13 protein-coding genes are annotated in these 15675 nt (G+C 69.4%); 12 read left to right on the forward strand and 1 reads right to left on the reverse strand.

From position 1 onward, the window contains the following. Window positions 1-106 precede the first annotated feature (106 nt). Entirely contained in the window at window positions 107-778 is a 672-nt protein-coding gene (locus KHO22_RS18660) for a Crp/Fnr family transcriptional regulator (RefSeq protein ID WP_230426923.1), read from the reverse strand. A 125-nt stretch (window positions 779-903) separates the two neighbouring features. Here KHO22_RS18660 and KHO22_RS18665 point away from each other — a divergent pair, with 125 nt between their 5' ends. From KHO22_RS18665 to KHO22_RS18720, 12 genes are all read left to right on the forward strand, one after another. Next, window positions 904-1674, forward strand: coding sequence for a class II aldolase/adducin family protein (locus KHO22_RS18665; protein WP_211948652.1), 771 nt, complete (start codon window positions 904-906; stop codon window positions 1672-1674). 1 nt (window position 1675) lies between these two features. Further along, on the forward strand, window positions 1676-2605 hold the full coding sequence (locus KHO22_RS18670; RefSeq protein WP_211948653.1) for a 2-hydroxyacid dehydrogenase: 930 nt from the start codon (window positions 1676-1678) through the stop codon (window positions 2603-2605). A 228-nt stretch (window positions 2606-2833) separates the two neighbouring features. Next, the gene (locus KHO22_RS18675) at window positions 2834-5596 is read left to right on the forward strand and encodes a LuxR C-terminal-related transcriptional regulator (RefSeq protein ID WP_211948654.1); all 2763 of its coding nucleotides are present in this window, start codon (window positions 2834-2836) and stop codon (window positions 5594-5596) included. Window positions 5597-5713: 117 nt separating this feature from the next. Beyond that, window positions 5714-6853: an acyl-CoA dehydrogenase family protein gene (locus KHO22_RS18680; RefSeq protein ID WP_211948655.1), complete on the forward strand. Its 1140-nt coding sequence runs from the start codon at window positions 5714-5716 to the stop codon at window positions 6851-6853. A 28-nt stretch (window positions 6854-6881) separates the two neighbouring features. After that, the gene (locus KHO22_RS18685) at window positions 6882-8069 is read left to right on the forward strand and encodes a lipid-transfer protein (protein ID WP_211948656.1); all 1188 of its coding nucleotides are present in this window, start codon (window positions 6882-6884) and stop codon (window positions 8067-8069) included. Between the two features lie 34 nt (window positions 8070-8103). Further along, on the forward strand, window positions 8104-9102 hold the full coding sequence (locus KHO22_RS18690; protein ID WP_211948657.1) for a Bug family tripartite tricarboxylate transporter substrate binding protein: 999 nt from the start codon (window positions 8104-8106) through the stop codon (window positions 9100-9102). A 67-nt stretch (window positions 9103-9169) separates the two neighbouring features. Beyond that, on the forward strand, window positions 9170-10099 hold the full coding sequence (locus KHO22_RS18695) for an SDR family oxidoreductase (RefSeq protein WP_211948658.1): 930 nt from the start codon (window positions 9170-9172) through the stop codon (window positions 10097-10099). A 15-nt stretch (window positions 10100-10114) separates the two neighbouring features. Beyond that, window positions 10115-11665: an acyl-CoA synthetase gene (locus tag KHO22_RS18700; protein WP_211948659.1), complete on the forward strand. Its 1551-nt coding sequence runs from the start codon at window positions 10115-10117 to the stop codon at window positions 11663-11665. Then, window positions 11662-12654, forward strand: a complete 993-nt coding sequence (locus tag KHO22_RS18705) for an NAD(P)H-dependent flavin oxidoreductase (protein ID WP_211948660.1) — start codon at window positions 11662-11664, stop codon at window positions 12652-12654. The genes KHO22_RS18700 and KHO22_RS18705 overlap by 4 nt, the downstream gene beginning before the upstream one ends. Before the next feature lie 37 nt (window positions 12655-12691). After that, entirely contained in the window at window positions 12692-13465 is a 774-nt protein-coding gene (locus KHO22_RS18710; protein ID WP_211948661.1) for an enoyl-CoA hydratase/isomerase family protein, read from the forward strand. A gap of 5 nt (window positions 13466-13470) precedes the next feature. Continuing rightward, the gene (locus KHO22_RS18715) at window positions 13471-14628 is read left to right on the forward strand and encodes an acyl-CoA dehydrogenase family protein (RefSeq protein ID WP_211948773.1); all 1158 of its coding nucleotides are present in this window, start codon (window positions 13471-13473) and stop codon (window positions 14626-14628) included. A gap of 33 nt (window positions 14629-14661) precedes the next feature. Continuing rightward, window positions 14662-15675, forward strand: coding sequence for an acyl-CoA dehydrogenase family protein (locus KHO22_RS18720; protein ID WP_211948662.1), 1014 nt, complete (start codon window positions 14662-14664; stop codon window positions 15673-15675).

The following is a 15675-nucleotide window of genomic DNA, read 5'->3' on the forward strand; positions in this document are numbered from 1 at the left end:
TTCCCCATGAGGCGGATACCCGTCGGCAGTCACGCGCCGATATCCGCCGGACTTGTATAGAGCGGTGTTTACATCACCGGCGAATGTACCACGCGGCGCACGCCGGTCAACCCGTCGCGAGCCGCCGCAGCGCCGCCGGCTGCAGCAATTCCACCTGCCGGTAGTGGCGCCGGATCCAGCCGGCGTCTTCCCATGCCTGCAGGTATTTGGCGACGGTCTGGCGCGAGCGGTTGACCATGTCGCCGAGGTCTTCGGCGGAGACCCGCACCACGTGATCGGTACGGTCCGCCAGTTCCAGCAGGCGCGCGGCCATGCGCGCGTCGACGGGCGCCTGCTGTGCGCGCTCGGCGTGATCGAAGGCGACGCGCAGGCGCGCGCAGATCTGCTGGACGATCAGCTGCATGCCTTCCGGATGCACGGCCAGGATGCGGTCGAAGTCGCGCCGGCCCAGCACCAGCAGTTCGGTGCTGCCCACGGCGAACGCGTCATGCGTGCGTGGCTTGCCGTCGAGCAACGAGATCTCGCCGAACCAGCGGCCACGGCCGACCACCGAATAGACCGACTCGCGCCCGTTCGCGCTGACGCGGCTCATGCGCACGCGGCCCGCCAGCACCATGCAGAAATACGTGGGCGGATCGCCGCGCGCGAAGATCATGTCGCCGTCGCCGAAGCGCTGGCGGCGTGCCGCCTTCTGCACGGCGTCAAGCACGCGGCCCGGCGCATTGCGCAGCCAGCCGCTTGCCAGCACGCTGCGCGGCAGCGCCCTGCCTGAATCCACGGCTTTCACATCACCCTCCCGCTGGCCAAAGCAAGATTGTCCAATACTTAACAGACTTGCGCGCAAGCCCGGGCGCAGAATGCCACCGCACTCACGACACAGAACACACCCCCGGAGGCATTCACATGGCGCAAGTACAACCCGTCGATTCCGTCAGGGATCGCGTTTCCGACGCGGAATGGCAGATGCGCGTCGACCTCGCAGCGGCCTACCGCCTGGTCGCGCATTTCGGCTGGGACGACCTGATCTTCACCCACATCTCGGCACGCGTGCCCGACGCGCCGGACCAGTTCCTGATCAACCCCTACGGCATGCTGTTCGACGAGATCACGGCGTCCAGCCTGGTCAAGGTCGACCATCACGGCCAGCCCGTGCTGGACACGCCGTATGACGTCAACCCCGCCGGCTTCATCATCCACAGCGCCGTGCACGAGGCGCGGCCCGAAATCGGTTGCGTCATGCACACCCACACGCCGCATGGCGTGGCAGTGTCCGCGCAGCAGGCGGGCCTGCTGCCGCTCTCGCAGCAGGCGATGTTCGCGCGCATGGGCCTGGCCTACCACGACTACGAAGGCGTGGCGCTGCGCGAGGACGAGAAGGCGCGGCTGGTGGCCGACCTCGGCAGCGGCAAGCAGATGATCCTGCGCAACCACGGCCTGCTGACCTGCGGCCGCTCGGTGGCCGACGCGTTCCTGACGATGTACACGCTGGAATCCGCATGCCGCATCCAGATCCTGGCGCAGAGCGGCGCCACGCCGCTGACGCTGGTACCGGAATCCGCCAGCGCCGACGTGGGCCAGCAGGCGCGCCAGGCCACCAAGGGCAAGGGCTCCGGTCTCGCATGGCCCGCCCTGCTGCGCCGCCTGGACCGTATCCAACCCGACTTCCGCAACTGACATGGGCATCCTCGTACATCTTCCGTCGTTCATGGCGGGCCCCATCACCGCCGCGCTGCGTGAAGCCGCTCCCGACATCCCCGTCTGGAACGGCCGCGAGAACGCGCCCGCGCACGAAGTCGAAGCCATCATGGCCTGGGGCCTGAAGCCCGGCGTGCTGCCCGCCTTCCCCAACCTGCGCCTGGTGTGCGCCGCCGCGGCCGGTGTCGACAAGCTGCTGGCCGCGCCCGACCTGCCGGCGGGCATGCCGGTCACGCGCGTGGTCGACCCGGGCCAGCAGACCGGCATCGCGCACTACGTGCTGGCCATGGCCCTGCGCCATGCGCGGCGCCTGGGCAGCTATGCCGAGCAACAGCGCCGTGGCGAATGGAAGCGCCACCCGGCCCCGGACCTCTCGTGCTGCCGCGTCGGCGTGCTGGGCATGGGCGAGATCGGGAGCGCCGTGGCGCGCACGTTCGCGGCCATCGGCTTTCCGGTCGCGGGATGGAGCCGCAGCGGCAAGGGCATCCCCGGCGTGACCGACTACACCGGCGATGCCGGCCTGTCCGCCATGCTCGCGCGGACCGACATCCTGGTCTGCACGCTGCCGCTCACGCCGCAGACACAGGGGCTGCTCAACCGGCAGACGCTGTCGCAGCTGCCGGCCGGCGCGTTCTTCATCAACGTCGGCCGCGGCGAGCACCTGGTCGAACCCGACCTGGTCGCGCTGATCGACGAAGGCCACCTGGCCGGCGCGGCACTCGATGTGTTTGCGAAGGAGCCGCCGGAGCCCGGCGACCCGGTATGGAACCATCCGCGCATCGAGGCGACGCCGCATATCGCGTGCGATCCGTCGTACGAACTCGTCGCGCGGCAGTGTGTCGAGAACGTGCGCCGGATGCGGGATGGCCGGGAACTGATGAACCTGGTCGACCGCGCGGCCGGATACTGAGGTCGATCGGCAGCCCGCACCCGGCTGCCGCGTGTCACGCCGCCGTCGCCTGCCGCACAGCCCGTTGCGGAATGCGCGCGGGGGCGGCCAGCTTCCATCGGGATGGGCAGGCGCGCACGCGCGGACCCACCCGTATCGGGTTGCCGGCCTCCCACCCGGGCCCTCCGTTCCTGGTCCGTTCCTATAATCGGCCAACACCCGTCGCCCGGCTTCCGAGGAGTTCCCGTCATGCCGCCAGCCGCAGGCATGCCGGACACGCTGCCACTCACGCCCCCCATCTCGCCGAGCAAACTCACGCCACCGCGCAGCGCGCGCCCGCTGATGCGGCGTGACAGCCTCACCGCGCGCCTGACCGAAGCCCGCGACCTGCGCTGCGTGACGATCCAGGGGCCGGCCGGCAGCGCCAAGACAAGCACCCTCGTGGCATGGCGCCAGTCGCTGCTGGCGCTCGACTACGACGTCGCCTGGCTGTCGCTCGCCCCCGAAGACGATGACCCGGCCAGCTTCCTCGATGCCCTGCTCGCCAGTCTGGCGGCGGTCGATCCGTCCCTCGCCGCCAACGCCCAGCTGCTGGCTGGCCGCGACAACACCCCGGGCGCCGCCGAGCATTGCGTGATTTCGCTCGTGCGCACCATCGCCATGCACCGTCGCAAGCTGGTGCTGATGTTCGACGACGTTCACCTGCTGCGCGATCCGCGGGTGCTGGCCACGCTGCGCTGGCTGCTCGACTACGCGCCGCAGCAGTTGCATATCGCGCTGGCCTCGCGGCAGCCGCTGCCGGAGCCCGTGTCACTGTCGCTCGCCCGGCTGGAGGCGCGCGGCAAGGCGGCGCGTTTCGACCTGCACGACCTGCGTTTTTCCGCGCAGGAATCGGCGCGCTTCCTGCGCGACCAGCTCGGCGCCATCGCCGCGCACGACGCCAGCCGTCTGCACGAGCTGACCGACGGCTGGCCCGCCGGCCTGCAGCTGTTCGCACTGGACCTGCGCGCCAAGCAGGGCGGCGCCTACGTGCCCGTCCATGTGCGCGATGCTGAGACCTTCGCCAGCTATCTCGAGCGCGAGGTGCTGGTGCGGCTGGCCCCCGCCGACCTGCATCTGCTGACCTGCCTGTCCGCTTGCGACCGCTTCTGCGGCGCGCTCGGCGCGGCGCTGCTCGCCACGCCCGACGCCGGCCCCGAGATCGCGCGGCGCCTTGCCGGCCTGGCGCTCGACGGGCTCTTCCTCGTGCGCATCAGCGACGCCACCGGCGACCGGACCTGGTATCGCCTGCATCCGCTGCTGCGGCAGGTGCTGCAGGAACGCGCCGCAATGCTGCCAGCCGATGACCGCCACATCCTCCACACGACCGCGTGGCACTGGCTCGCGGCCCATGGACTGATCGAGGAAGCCGTCGGCCACGCGGTGCGCGCGGGCAGCGCCGACGCGGCTGCCGACATGGTCGAGCAAGCCGCGATCGACCGCCTCAAGCGCGGCGAACTGAGCCAGCTTGCGGCGCTGCTGCGCCGGCTGCCGGCCGCCACCATCGCCGGCCGCTTCCGCCTGGAACTGGCGATGGCCTACCTCCACATGTACGCTGGCGAAGGCGATGCCCTCGAAGCGAGCCTGTTGCGCCTGCATGCGTGGCCCGAGTCAGCGGACACGTCCGGCGCGCGCCGCCGCTATGTGCTTGCGGTCCTGCGCGGCGGACTGGCGCTCGTGCGCGACGATACCGATGGCGTCGCCGCGCTCCTGCCCGAACTGCATCGCCCACCGCCTGGCGCCGACGACTTCGCGTTCACGGCCCGCGCCAACATCCTGTCGTGGATGCACATCTATCGCGGCGAATATGGCGAGGCGCGCCAGGTGATCGAGGACGGCGCGCCCTGCGACGGCGCCCCGCGCGGCATCCTGCTCGGCCGCTGCATGGAAGGCATGACACACGCCGCCCAGGGCGACGTGCTGCTCGCCGAACGCATCTTCCGCGACGTGCTGGCCGAGTCCGAACAGCAGGGCCGCACCTACGCGGGCGTTGCAGGCATGGCCGCCGCGCTGCTCGGCGAAGCACAGTACGAACTGAACGACGTCGATGCCGCGGCGCAGATGCTGGCCGCGCGTGTCGACGTGCTGGAGCGCATCGCGATTCCCGACACCGTGCTGCGCGCGCTGCAGGCCCTGTCGTGCGCCGAGTGGCTGGCCGGGCGCCGCGCCGAGGCGCTCGCCTGCCTTGACCGGCTCGAACGCTACGCGCGGCGCCGCCAGACCGATCGGCTGCTCGCGACCGCACAGTGGCTGCGCGTGCGCCGCCATCTTGAAGCCGGCGAGACCGACGCCGCCGCGTCGGTCCTGCGCGGCTTGGACGCACTCGCCACGCGATACCGCGGCGCCACCCTCAGCACCGCATGGGAGGTGCGGGTGTGCGCCGACCTGGCGGCCACGGCCATGCATCTGCACCATAACGATTTCGACGCCGCGCTCGCCCGGCTGGCGCCTCTGCACGAATTGTCCAGGGCCGGGGGGCGCTGGTGCCGGGTGGCCGCCCTGCACGTGCTGGTGGCCATCGCCGAGACCGGGCGGCATGACGCCGGCGCGGCGCGCGCCCATCTGGTCGAAGCGCTGCGGCTCGGTCATCGCCTCGGCCTCGTTCGCAGCCTGCTGGACGTCTCGCCGCACGTGCCGGCCATGATGGCCGATATCGCACGCGACCCGTCGCTCGACCCCGTACTGGGCTTCTATGCCCAGCGGCTGGCGAACGAAGCCGGACAGGACACGATGCTCGCGCCGGGTCCCGCGCCGTCCCGGCCCACGGCGCTCGCCGCACTCAGCGAGCGCGAGACCGAAGTGCTGATGCTGCTCACGCAGGCCATGCCGAACAAGAAGATCGCCCGCGTGCTCAATGTGTCGCTCGACACCGTGAAATACCACCTGCGCAATGTCTACGCCAAGCTCGGTGTCGGCAACCGCGACGAAGCCGTCGCCCGCCTGCGCGAGACCCAGGCACCCCGCATGCACTGATTCGCGTTCGATCTGCAGACCTACACCACGGGTGTAGGGATTTCGCCCGCCCCCTCGCCCACACTGTCCTCATTGCGGAACCGATCCGGTGCCGCCAACGGATCGGGAGAGTCAGCAGTGGAAATCCAGCGCAGCGTTTACCGCGAAGACCATGAAATGTTCCGCGCCACCGCGCGCCGCTTCTTCGAAACCGAGTGTGCGCCGCGCCAGGCCGCGTGGGACAAGGCCGGCCAGGTCGAACGCGACATCTGGCTGAAGGCCGGCCGGGAGGGCCTGCTGTGCGTCACCGTGCCTGAGGAATACGGCGGCGGCGGCGGCGACTTCGGACACGCAGCCGTGCTGGCCGAGGAATACCACCGCTCCAGCGTGTCCGGCCCGAGCTTCTCGGTCCACTCCGATATCACCGCGCCGTACATCGTCCGCCTCGGCACCGAGGAGCAGAAGCACCGCTGGCTGCCGGAAATCTGCCGCGGCGAGAAGATCCTCGCCATCGCCATGACCGAGCCGGGCACGGGCTCCGACCTGAAGTCGATCCGCACCACGGCCGTGCGCGACGGCGACGACTTCGTCATCAATGGCAGCAAGACCTTCATCTCCAACGGGCTGACCGCCGACCTGATCGTCGTGGTCTGCAAGACCAACCCCTCTGCCGGCGCCAAGGGCGTGAGCCTGATCATGGTCGAGGCCGAGCGCGATGGGTTCCGGCGCGGCCGCAAGCTGGAGAAGGTCGGCCAGCACGCCGCCGACACGGCCGAGATGTTCTTCGACAACGTGCGCGTGCCCGCGAGCAATCTGATCGGCGTCGAGAACAGCGGTTTCATCCACCTGATGGAGGAACTGCCCCAGGAGCGGCTGATCATCGGCGTCTACTGCGCCGCGCGCCTGGAGCGCCAGCTCGAACTCACGCTCCAGTACGTCAAGGACCGCAGGGCGTTCGGCCAGGCCGTGTGGGATTTCCAGAACACGAAGTTCAAGCTGGCCGACATCAAGACGCAGGCCATCGCCGTGCGCACGATGATCGACTACTACATCGGCCAGCACATGGCGCGCAAGCTCACGCTCCAGGAAGCGGCCGTCGCCAAGCTGTTCGCCACCGAGACCATGTGGAAGTGCCTGGACGAAATGGTGCAACTGCACGGCGGCTACGGCTACATGCTCGAGTACCCCATCGCCCGCTCGTTCGTCGACATGCGCGTGACGCGCATCTTCGGCGGCACCAGCGAAGTCCTGCGCGAGCTGATCTCGCGCAAGCTGTAATGCCTGACATTCCAGGCAAGGAGTCAATATGAGTGAAAAAGTGCTGGTTGCCGGCGTCGGCATGATCCCGTTTTCCAAGCCGGGCGCAAGCCCGAGCTATACCGAGATGGGCGCCGAGGCCACGCGCCGCGCGCTGGCCGATGCCGGCATCGGCTACGACGACGTGCAGCAGGCCTTCGCCGGCTACGTCTACGGCGATTCCACCTGCGGCCAGACCGCGCTGTACGAGGTCGGCATGACGGGCATTCCGATCGTCAACGTCAATAACAACTGCTCGACCGGCTCCACCGCGCTCTACCTCGCGCGCCAGGCCATCGCCACGGGCGACGCCGACTGCGTGCTGGCGCTGGGCTTCGAGCAGATGCAGGCCGGCCCGCTCAGGTCGTTCTGGACCGACCGTCCCGTGACCCGCGCCCGCTTCCAGCCGATCATGCACAGCCTCACCGCCGACATGGACGGCATGCCGCAGGCGCTGCGCACCTTCGGCGGCGCCGGCCGCGAGTACATGCAGCGCTACGGCGCCGGCATGGAGACTTTCGCCGCGGTGCGCGCCAAGGCCAGCCGGCACGCGGCGAACAACCCGCTCGCACTGTTCCGCAAGGTGCTGACCACGGAAGACGTGCTGAACGACACCGTGCTGCTGCCCGGCGTGATGACGCGCCTGATGGCGTGTCCGCCGACCTGCGGCGGCGCGGCGGCCATCCTCGTGTCCGAACGCTTTGCCCGCAAGCACGGCCTGCGCACCGACGTGCAGATCCTGGCGCAGGCGCTGACCACCGACCCGCCCGCCTCGTTCGATCCGCCGTCCATGCTGAACTACGTCGGCACGCACATGACGCGCTCGGCGGCCAACAAGGTCTACGAGAAAGCCGGCATCGGCCCCGAGGACATCGACGTCTGCGAACTGCACGACTGCTTCGCGCAAAACGAAGTCATCAGCTATGAGGCGCTCGGCTTCTGCCCCGAGGGTGGCGCCGAGAAGTTTGTGCGCGACGGCGACAACACGTACGGCGGCAAGGTCGTGGTGGGACCGTCGGGCGGGCTGATGTCAAAGGGCCACCCGCTCGGCGCGACCGGGCTCGCGCAGTGCTTCGAGCTGACGCACCAGTTGCGCGGCACGGCCGAGCAGCGGCAGGTACCCGGCGCCAGGCTCGCGTTGCAGCATAACCTCGGACTCGGTGGCGCCTGCGTGGTGACGCTCTACGGCGGCAACTGAGCGTCCCCCGCTCCGCAAGCATGGAGGAGACAAGATGAGACAGACATTGTTCAGGCGCGTGCTGGGCCTCGGCCTGGCCTGCGCGACGCTGGCGCCGGCCATCGTGCCGACGCCCGCCGCCGCCACCGCCACCGACAACTATCCCTCGCGGCCGCTGCGTTTCATCGTGCCGCTGACGCAGGGCAGCGGGTCCGACACCGTGACGCGCTTTATCGCCGAGCGTGTCGGCGTAGCGCTGGGCCAGCCGGCCATCGTCGAGAACCGCCCGGGAGCCGACACCGTGATCGCCGTGCAGAGCATGCTCAACGCCCCGGCCGACGGCTACAGCGTGCTGATGATCTCGCCGAGCGCAATGGTCATCAACCCCCTGGTGCACGCCAGCCTGCCTTACGAGCCCAGGCGCGATATCCGCCCGTTGGCCGCGGCCATCCGCGCCACGTCGGTGCTGGTGACCGGCCCGGCCTCGCCGTACCGCACGTTCGCGGACCTGCTGGCCGGCGCCAGGCAGAAGCCGCGCTCGGTCAGCCTGGCGAACTATAGCTACCACTACCGGCTCGGCGCCCTCCAGATGCAGCAGATGTCGGGCGTCGAGTTCAACCACATCCCGTACAAGGGCGCCTCGCAGGTGCAGACCGACGTGATGGGCGGTGCGGTGGACGGGGCGCTGCTGGACATCGGCGGTGCGCTGCCGCTGATCCGCGCCGGCAAGCTGCGTGCGCTTGCCGTCACGGGCAAGACGCGTCATCCCGAGCTGCCGAATGTTCCGACCGTCGCGGAAAGCGGCATACCGGGCTATGAGCTGACGGTCTGGATCGGCTTCGGCGTCAGCAGCAAGACGCCCGAGCCCGTCGCCGCCAGGCTTGAGGGCGCGCTGCTCCAGGCGATCAGCTCGCCCGCCTTCAAGACCTTCGCCGCCACGACCGCCTATGCGGACGTGCTGGGCCTGCCGGGCCCGAAGATGAGCCAGATGATCGACGCCGAGCGGACCCGCTACGGCGCGCTGGTCAAGACCTACGACGTCAGCGCGCGCTGACGCTGACCGCCGCCCCTGCCGACCGGAGGTAGTGGCGGTAGCGGCGGTCCCACTGGAAGGAAACACCATGCAGCAGATTTGCAAGGACCGAGTCGTCGTCGTCACGGGCGCCGCACGCGGCATTGGACGCGAGTACGCGCTGGAGTTCGCGCGCCAGGGCGCGAAAGTGGTCGTGAACGACCTCGGCGGCCGCAGCGACGGTTCGGGCGCGGCCAGCGAGCCGGCCATGGAAGTCGTCGCCGAAATCGAGGCGCTCGGCGGCGAAGCCGTCGCCAGCTTCGACGACGTGGCCGACTGGGACGGCGCCCATCGCATGATCCGGACCGCCGTCGATCGCTTCGGCGGACTCGACGTGCTGGTCAACAACGCGGGCATCCTGCGCGACCGCACGCTCGCCAATATGTCGGAAGACGACTGGGACGCCGTGATCCGTGTCCACCTGCGCGGGACGTTCGCGCCGTCGCGCCATGCCGCCGCATACTGGCGCGACGAAAGCAAGGCGGGCCGGCAGCGCGCGGCGCGGCTGATCAACACCAGTTCGTCGTCGGGGCTCTACGGCAATCCGGGCCAGGCCAACTACGGCGCGGCGAAGGCCGGCGTCGCCACCATGTCGATCATCGCGGCACAGGAACTGGGCCGCTACGGCGTGACGGTCAACGCCATCTATCCCACCGCCATGAGCCGGATGACCGAGGCGCTCTTCGCCGCCAATCACTTCAAGCACGTCGAGGCCGCCCCCGAGGGCTTCAACCAGCTCGATCCGTCCAACGTCGCCCCGCTGGTCGCGTGGCTTGGCAGCGAGGCCTCCGGCGACATCACGGGGCGCGTATTTGGCGTGCGTGGCGGCCGCATCGTCGTGGCCGAAGGCTGGCACGCGGGCCCGCGTATCGAGAAGGCCGGGCGCTGGGACGCCGCCGAGCTTGGCGCGCTGATCCCCGCGCTGGTGCGCCAGGCCACCCCTAACGCCGAAGTTTCCGGCGAAATTCCCCGGGTCTGACCGGAGGCACACGCCATGACGACTCCAAAATACCTCGGCGATCACGCCGCACTGACGCCGCACAAGCCTGCCGTCATCAACGGCACCACCGGCGACCGGCTGAGCTATCGCGAGCTCGATGAACGGTCGAACCGCTTCGCCCAGTACCTGCATGCGCAGGGACTGCGGCGCGGCGACCATTTCGCGATCGTGCTGGAGAACAACATCCGCTGCTTCGAGCTGTGTTGGGCAGCGTTGCGCTCGGGCCTGCTGGTGACGCCGGTCAACCGCTATCTCACGGCGCCGGAAGCGGCCTACATCATCGCGGACAGCAATGCCCACGCCGTCGTGACCGCATGGGCGATGCGCGATCTCGCCGCCGAGTTGCGCGACCTGATCCCCGCCGGCTGCAAGCGGCTGATGATGGACGGCACCATTCCGGGCTGGGTCAGCTACGAGGAGGCCGTCGCAGGGCATCCCGCGGCACGGCTGGCGGATGAATGGCTAGGCGCCACGATGGTCTACAGCTCCGGCACCACGGGCCGTCCCAAGGGCATCATCCGCGCGCAGCCGGACGGCAAGGTCACCGCAGGCTCCGGCTCCGCGCGCCGCCCGCAGTTCGACCGCTACGGCTTCGACGCCGACACCGTCTACCTGTCGCCCGCGCCGCTGTACCACACGGCGCCGCTCGGCTACGGCCTGGAGACGCAGTTCGGCGGCGGCACGGTCGTGTTCATGGAGAAGTTCGATGCCGAGGAGGCACTGAGCCTGATCGGGCGCTACCGCGTCACCCACAGCCAGTGGGTGCCGACCATGTTCATCCGCATGCTGAAGCTGGACGCGGCAAAGCGCAGCGCGTACGACCTGTCGAGCCACCGCGTGGCAATCCATGCCGCCGCTCCTTGCCCGCAGGAAACCAAGCGCGAGATGATCGACTGGTGGGGCCCGATCCTGCACGAGTACTACGCCGCCACCGAAGGCAATGGCTCGACCACGCTCGACACGCACGAATGGCTCGCGCATCCGGGCTCGGTAGGCAAGGCGCTGCTCGGCCGCATCCGCATCTGCGACGACGACGGCAACGAACTGCCTGTCGGCGAGACCGGGACGGTGTACTTCGAGCGCGACACGCTGCCGTTCCACTACCACAACGATCCGGACAAGACGCGCGCCGCGCAGCACCCGCGCCATCCGACCTGGACCGCGGTGGGCGACGTGGGGCGTGTCGATGCCGACGGCTACCTGTACCTGACCGACCGCAAGGCGTTCATGATCATCTCGGGCGGCGTCAACATCTATCCGCAGGCGATCGAGGACGCGCTGGTGATCCACCCCAGCGTGGGCGACGCTGCCGTCATCGGCGTACCGAATGCCGAGATGGGCGAGGAAGTGAAGGCGATCGTGGAGCCGGCCGCGGGCGTCGAACCCGGGCCGGACCTGGCCGAGGAACTGCTCGCCTACCTGCGCACGAAGGTGGCGAAATACATGGTGCCGCGCTCGATCGACTTCATCGACGCCATGCCCCGCCTGCCGACCGGCAAGCTGTACAAGACCGCATTGCGCGAGCGCTACTGGAAGCCATCATGACGCTCGCGCCGTTCCGGACACGGTTGACCGACCTGTTCGACATCCGTCATCCGCTGCTGCTGGGCGGCATGCACCATCTGGGCGAGTCCGGCGTAGTGGCCGCCGTGGTCAACGCCGGGGCGATGGGCTTCATCACGGCGCGCTCGTTCGCCACGCCCGACGCGCTGCGGCAGGACTTGCGCCGTTGCCGTGAACTGACCTGCGGCAAGCCGTTCGGTGTCAATCTGACGCTGGCGCGCCGCGCCGGCCACAACGATGCCGTGCAGGACTGGATCCGCATTGCGCTCGACGAGGGGGTGCGCCATTTCGAGAGCGCGGGAAATTCGCCCGCCGATCTGGTTGGCCCGATCCAGCGCGCGGGCGGCGTCTTGATCCACAAGTGCCCCAGCGTGCGCCACGCATTGTCTGCAGAGCGCCTTGGCGTCGACGCCGTAGCGCTGGTGGGGCTTGAGGAAGGCGGCCATCCCGGTGCCAACAAGTTGTCGGCCTTCGTCAACGGCGCCTTCGCGCTCGAGCGCATACGCGTGCCGCTGGTCATCGGTGGCGGCATCGGCAGCGGCCGCCAGATTGCGGCGGCGCTGGCGATGGGCGCCGACGGCGTCGTGATGGGCAGCCGCTTCATGGTGGCGGAAGAGATCATCGCGCACGAGGCGCTGAAGGCGCGCATCGTGGCTGCCGATGAACATTGTTCGGTCACCATCCTCGACTCGCTCGGCGATACCTGGCGCGTCCTGGCCAATGACACAGCCCGCGCGGTGCAGCAGCGCGAAGCGCAGGGCGCACGCTCGCATGCCGAATTCGGCGACATGATCCTGTCGGCACGCACGCGGGAACGCGTGTACGAAGGCGGCGACGTCGAGGCGGGCATCGTCTCGCTCGGTCCGGCCGGCGGATTCGCCGATCGCATCGAGCCGGCCGGTGCCATCGTCGCGCGGCTGATGGCCGACGCGCGGCATGCCACCGCACGCGTCGGCGCCCTCATGTCGTGACGGCACTTTGTACAAGAAGCGATACAGGAGACCCCAAATGCAACCTCATCAAGACTCCCGGGACATCGCCGTGCGCCATGACGGCCACGTGGCGATCGTCGAGCTGGTACGTCCGCCCCACAACTACTTCGACGAGGCGTTGATCCATGACCTCGTTGCGATCTTCGAACGCCTCGACGACGATGCGTCGTGCCGCGTCATTGTGCTCGCCGCGCAGGGCAAGGCCTTCTGCGCCGGCGCCGATTTCACGGGCGGCCCCACCGATCCACAGATGCCGCGCCGGCTCTACAAGCACGCCGTGCGCCTGTTTCGCACGCGCAAGCCGATCGTCGCCGCGGTACATGGCCCGGCCATCGGCGGCGGCGTCGGGCTCGCCCTGGTGGCCGACTTCCGCGTGACCTGCGACGCCGCGCGCTTCGCGGTCAATTTCAACCGGCTCGGCATCCATCCGGGCTTCGGGCTGTCGGTCACGCTGCCTCGCCTGCTCGGCGTGCAGCAGGCGACGAAGCTGTTGTTCACCGGACGCCGGATCACCGGCCGGGAGGCGGTCGAAATCGGTCTCGCCGACGTGCTGGCGCCGGACGACGCCGTGCTCGAGCACGCCGTGATGTTCGCGCAGGACATCGCGGCATCGGCACCGCTGGCCGTGATGTCGACCCGCGCCACGCTGCGCCAGGGCTTGGCCGACGCCGTGTCAGGCGCCGTGGACCGCGAGGCGTCTGAACAGGAATGGCAGGTGCGGACCGCCGATTTCGCCGAAGGCGTGGCCGCGACGGCCGCGCGCCGCGCCGCCGTATTCGTGGGGAAATAGTGATGCTGAGTCAGTTGCTGCAAACCTTCCGCCTCGCCCAGCTTCCGCCCGAGGCCGAGGCCTTCCGCGCCGAAGTCAGGCAATTCCTCGCCGAACACCAGCCGACGGCGTCCGCCGACCGCCGCGCGCGCTCGTGGATGGGGTTCGACGCCGATTTCAGCCGCCGCCTCGCCGCGCGCGGCTGGGTCGGCCTGACGCTGCCGCCCGCCTACGGCGGCGCGGGCCTCGATGCGTTCCGCCGCTTCGTGCTCGTCGAGGAACTGCTGAGCACGGGCGCGCCGGTCGCCGCGCACTGGATCGCCGACCGCCAAAGCGGTCCGCAGATCCTGCGCTATGGCAGCGAAGTGCAGCGGCAGTTCTACCTGCCGCGCCTGTGCCGTGGCGAGGCGTTCTTCTGCATCGGCATGAGTGAGCCCAATTCCGGCTCCGACCTCGCCAGCGTGCGCAGCCGCGCCACCCGGACCGAGACGGGCTGGCGGCTGAACGGCCAGAAGATCTGGACCACCAATGCCCATCACTGCCAGTACATGATCGCGCTGGTGCGCACGTCGGGCGCACCGGAGGACAAGCAGAAAGGGCTGTCTCAATTTATCGTCGACCTGTCGCTGCCGGGCGTCACGATCCGCCCGATCCAAGATCTCACGGGCGACGCGCATTTCTGCGAAGTCGTCTTCGACAACGTCGAGCTTGCCGCCGATACGCTGATCGGCGACGAAGGCAGCGGCTGGGAGCAGGTCAATGCCGAACTCGCCTTCGAGCGCAGCGGGCCGGAGCGCATCTATTCGAGCGTGGTGCTGCTCGACCTGTGGGCGAACCACCTGCGCCGCCATGGCGCCACGCGCGAACAGTCCGCCGCGCTCGGTCGATTCGTCACGCATATCGCCGCGCTGCGCAGTATGTCGGTCGCCGTGACGGCCAAGCTTGCGCGTCACGAAAGCCCGGTGGTCGAGGCCGCGCTCGTGAAGGACCTCGGCACGGAAATCGAACAGGCCATTCCGGCCTGCATCGAATCCGCGATGGCCGCCGACCCGGACGCGCCGCCCGACCCCGAGTTGTACCGCACGGTCGCATACCTGAGCCAGATCTCGCCGACCTTCTCGCTGCGCGGCGGCACCCGCGAAATCCTGCGCGGCATGATCGCGCGCGCGTTGGGCTTGCGCTGAGGCGCCCCCGCAGGCCATATACGGGAGACCACCATGTTCACAGAAGCCATTGAAGCCATCCTGCAGGACCAGTTCACGCCTGCCGCCATCCGCGCGATCGAAGCCGGAGCCGATCCTGCGACGGCGTGGAACGCGCTCGCCGACGCCGGATTCCTCGAACTGCTCGCCGCCGAAGATGCCGGCGGCGCGGGACTGTCGCTGTCGGACCTCTTTCCGATCTTCGTTGCCATCGGCCACCACGCCGTGCCGGTGCCGCTCGCACAAAGCATCGCCGCCCGCGCGCTGCTCGCACGCACCGGCACCGCCGCGCCGGCCGGCATGATCACGCTGGCACAGTCGTGCCGCCCCGAGCCCGACGGCACGCTCGTGTGCGCCTACACGCCGTTCGGCGCGATCGCCGACTTCACGCTCGCCGGCACGGCCGACGGCTTGCTTCTGCTCGACTGCCGCGCGGCCGAACGCATCGGCACAGGCGTGCACGGCAGCCAGAGTGCGACGTTGCGCTGGCTGCCCGGCCATATCGCCACGCCTCTGCCCGGTGCGACCTCAGCCGACGTCCAGGCATGGGGCGCTGCACTCCACGCCGCGCTGATCGCGGGCGCCGCCGCGCGCGTCGGCGCGATGACGCTGCAGTACTGCCAGGACCGCTCGCAGTTCGGCAAGTCGATCGGCAAGTACCAGGCGATCCAGCATCAACTGGCGGTCATGACCGAACACATCGCCGCCGCCACGGTGGCCGCCGAACTCGCGTTCGGCACCAACGGCACGCAGCCGCAGCGACTGACGGCGGCGCTCGCGAAGGCACGCAGCAGCGAGGCGGCGCAACTGGTGGCCGCGAGCGCGCATGGCCTGCATGGGGCGATCGGGGTGACGGAGGAGTACGACCTGCAATTGCTGACGCGGCGCTTGCACGATTGGCGGACGGCGCACGGATCGGAGGCGTGCTGGTCTGTCCAGGTCGGGGAGGCCCTCCTGGCCAGTGAAGCTGGCACCGTGGAGTTCGTGAGAAAAGCCACGCGGATGGAGGAGCAAAGCGGGGCGTGGTAA

Origin of the sequence: Cupriavidus yeoncheonensis, from assembly GCF_905397275.1 — a bacterium.
In the GTDB taxonomy this organism is placed as follows: Bacteria; Pseudomonadota; Gammaproteobacteria; order Burkholderiales; family Burkholderiaceae; genus Cupriavidus; species Cupriavidus yeoncheonensis.

What these genes read in the sequence shown, in the direction of transcription:
- KHO22_RS18710 (WP_211948661.1), top strand. Translation starts at nt 12,692, where the DNA reads ATGCAACCTCATCAAGACTCCCGGGACATCGCCGTGCGCCATGACGGC.
- KHO22_RS18690 (WP_211948657.1), top strand. Translation starts at nt 8,104, where the DNA reads ATGAGACAGACATTGTTCAGGCGCGTGCTGGGCCTCGGCCTGGCCTGC.
- KHO22_RS18670 (WP_211948653.1), top strand. Translation starts at nt 1,676, where the DNA reads ATGGGCATCCTCGTACATCTTCCGTCGTTCATGGCGGGCCCCATCACC.
- KHO22_RS18695 (WP_211948658.1), top strand. Translation starts at nt 9,170, where the DNA reads ATGCAGCAGATTTGCAAGGACCGAGTCGTCGTCGTCACGGGCGCCGCA.
- KHO22_RS18685 (WP_211948656.1), top strand. Translation starts at nt 6,882, where the DNA reads ATGAGTGAAAAAGTGCTGGTTGCCGGCGTCGGCATGATCCCGTTTTCC.
- KHO22_RS18700 (WP_211948659.1), top strand. Translation starts at nt 10,115, where the DNA reads ATGACGACTCCAAAATACCTCGGCGATCACGCCGCACTGACGCCGCAC.
- KHO22_RS18720 (WP_211948662.1), top strand. Translation starts at nt 14,662, where the DNA reads ATGTTCACAGAAGCCATTGAAGCCATCCTGCAGGACCAGTTCACGCCT.
- KHO22_RS18675 (WP_211948654.1), top strand. Translation starts at nt 2,834, where the DNA reads ATGCCGCCAGCCGCAGGCATGCCGGACACGCTGCCACTCACGCCCCCC.
- KHO22_RS18665 (WP_211948652.1), top strand. Translation starts at nt 904, where the DNA reads ATGGCGCAAGTACAACCCGTCGATTCCGTCAGGGATCGCGTTTCCGAC.
- KHO22_RS18705 (WP_211948660.1), top strand. Translation starts at nt 11,662, where the DNA reads ATGACGCTCGCGCCGTTCCGGACACGGTTGACCGACCTGTTCGACATC.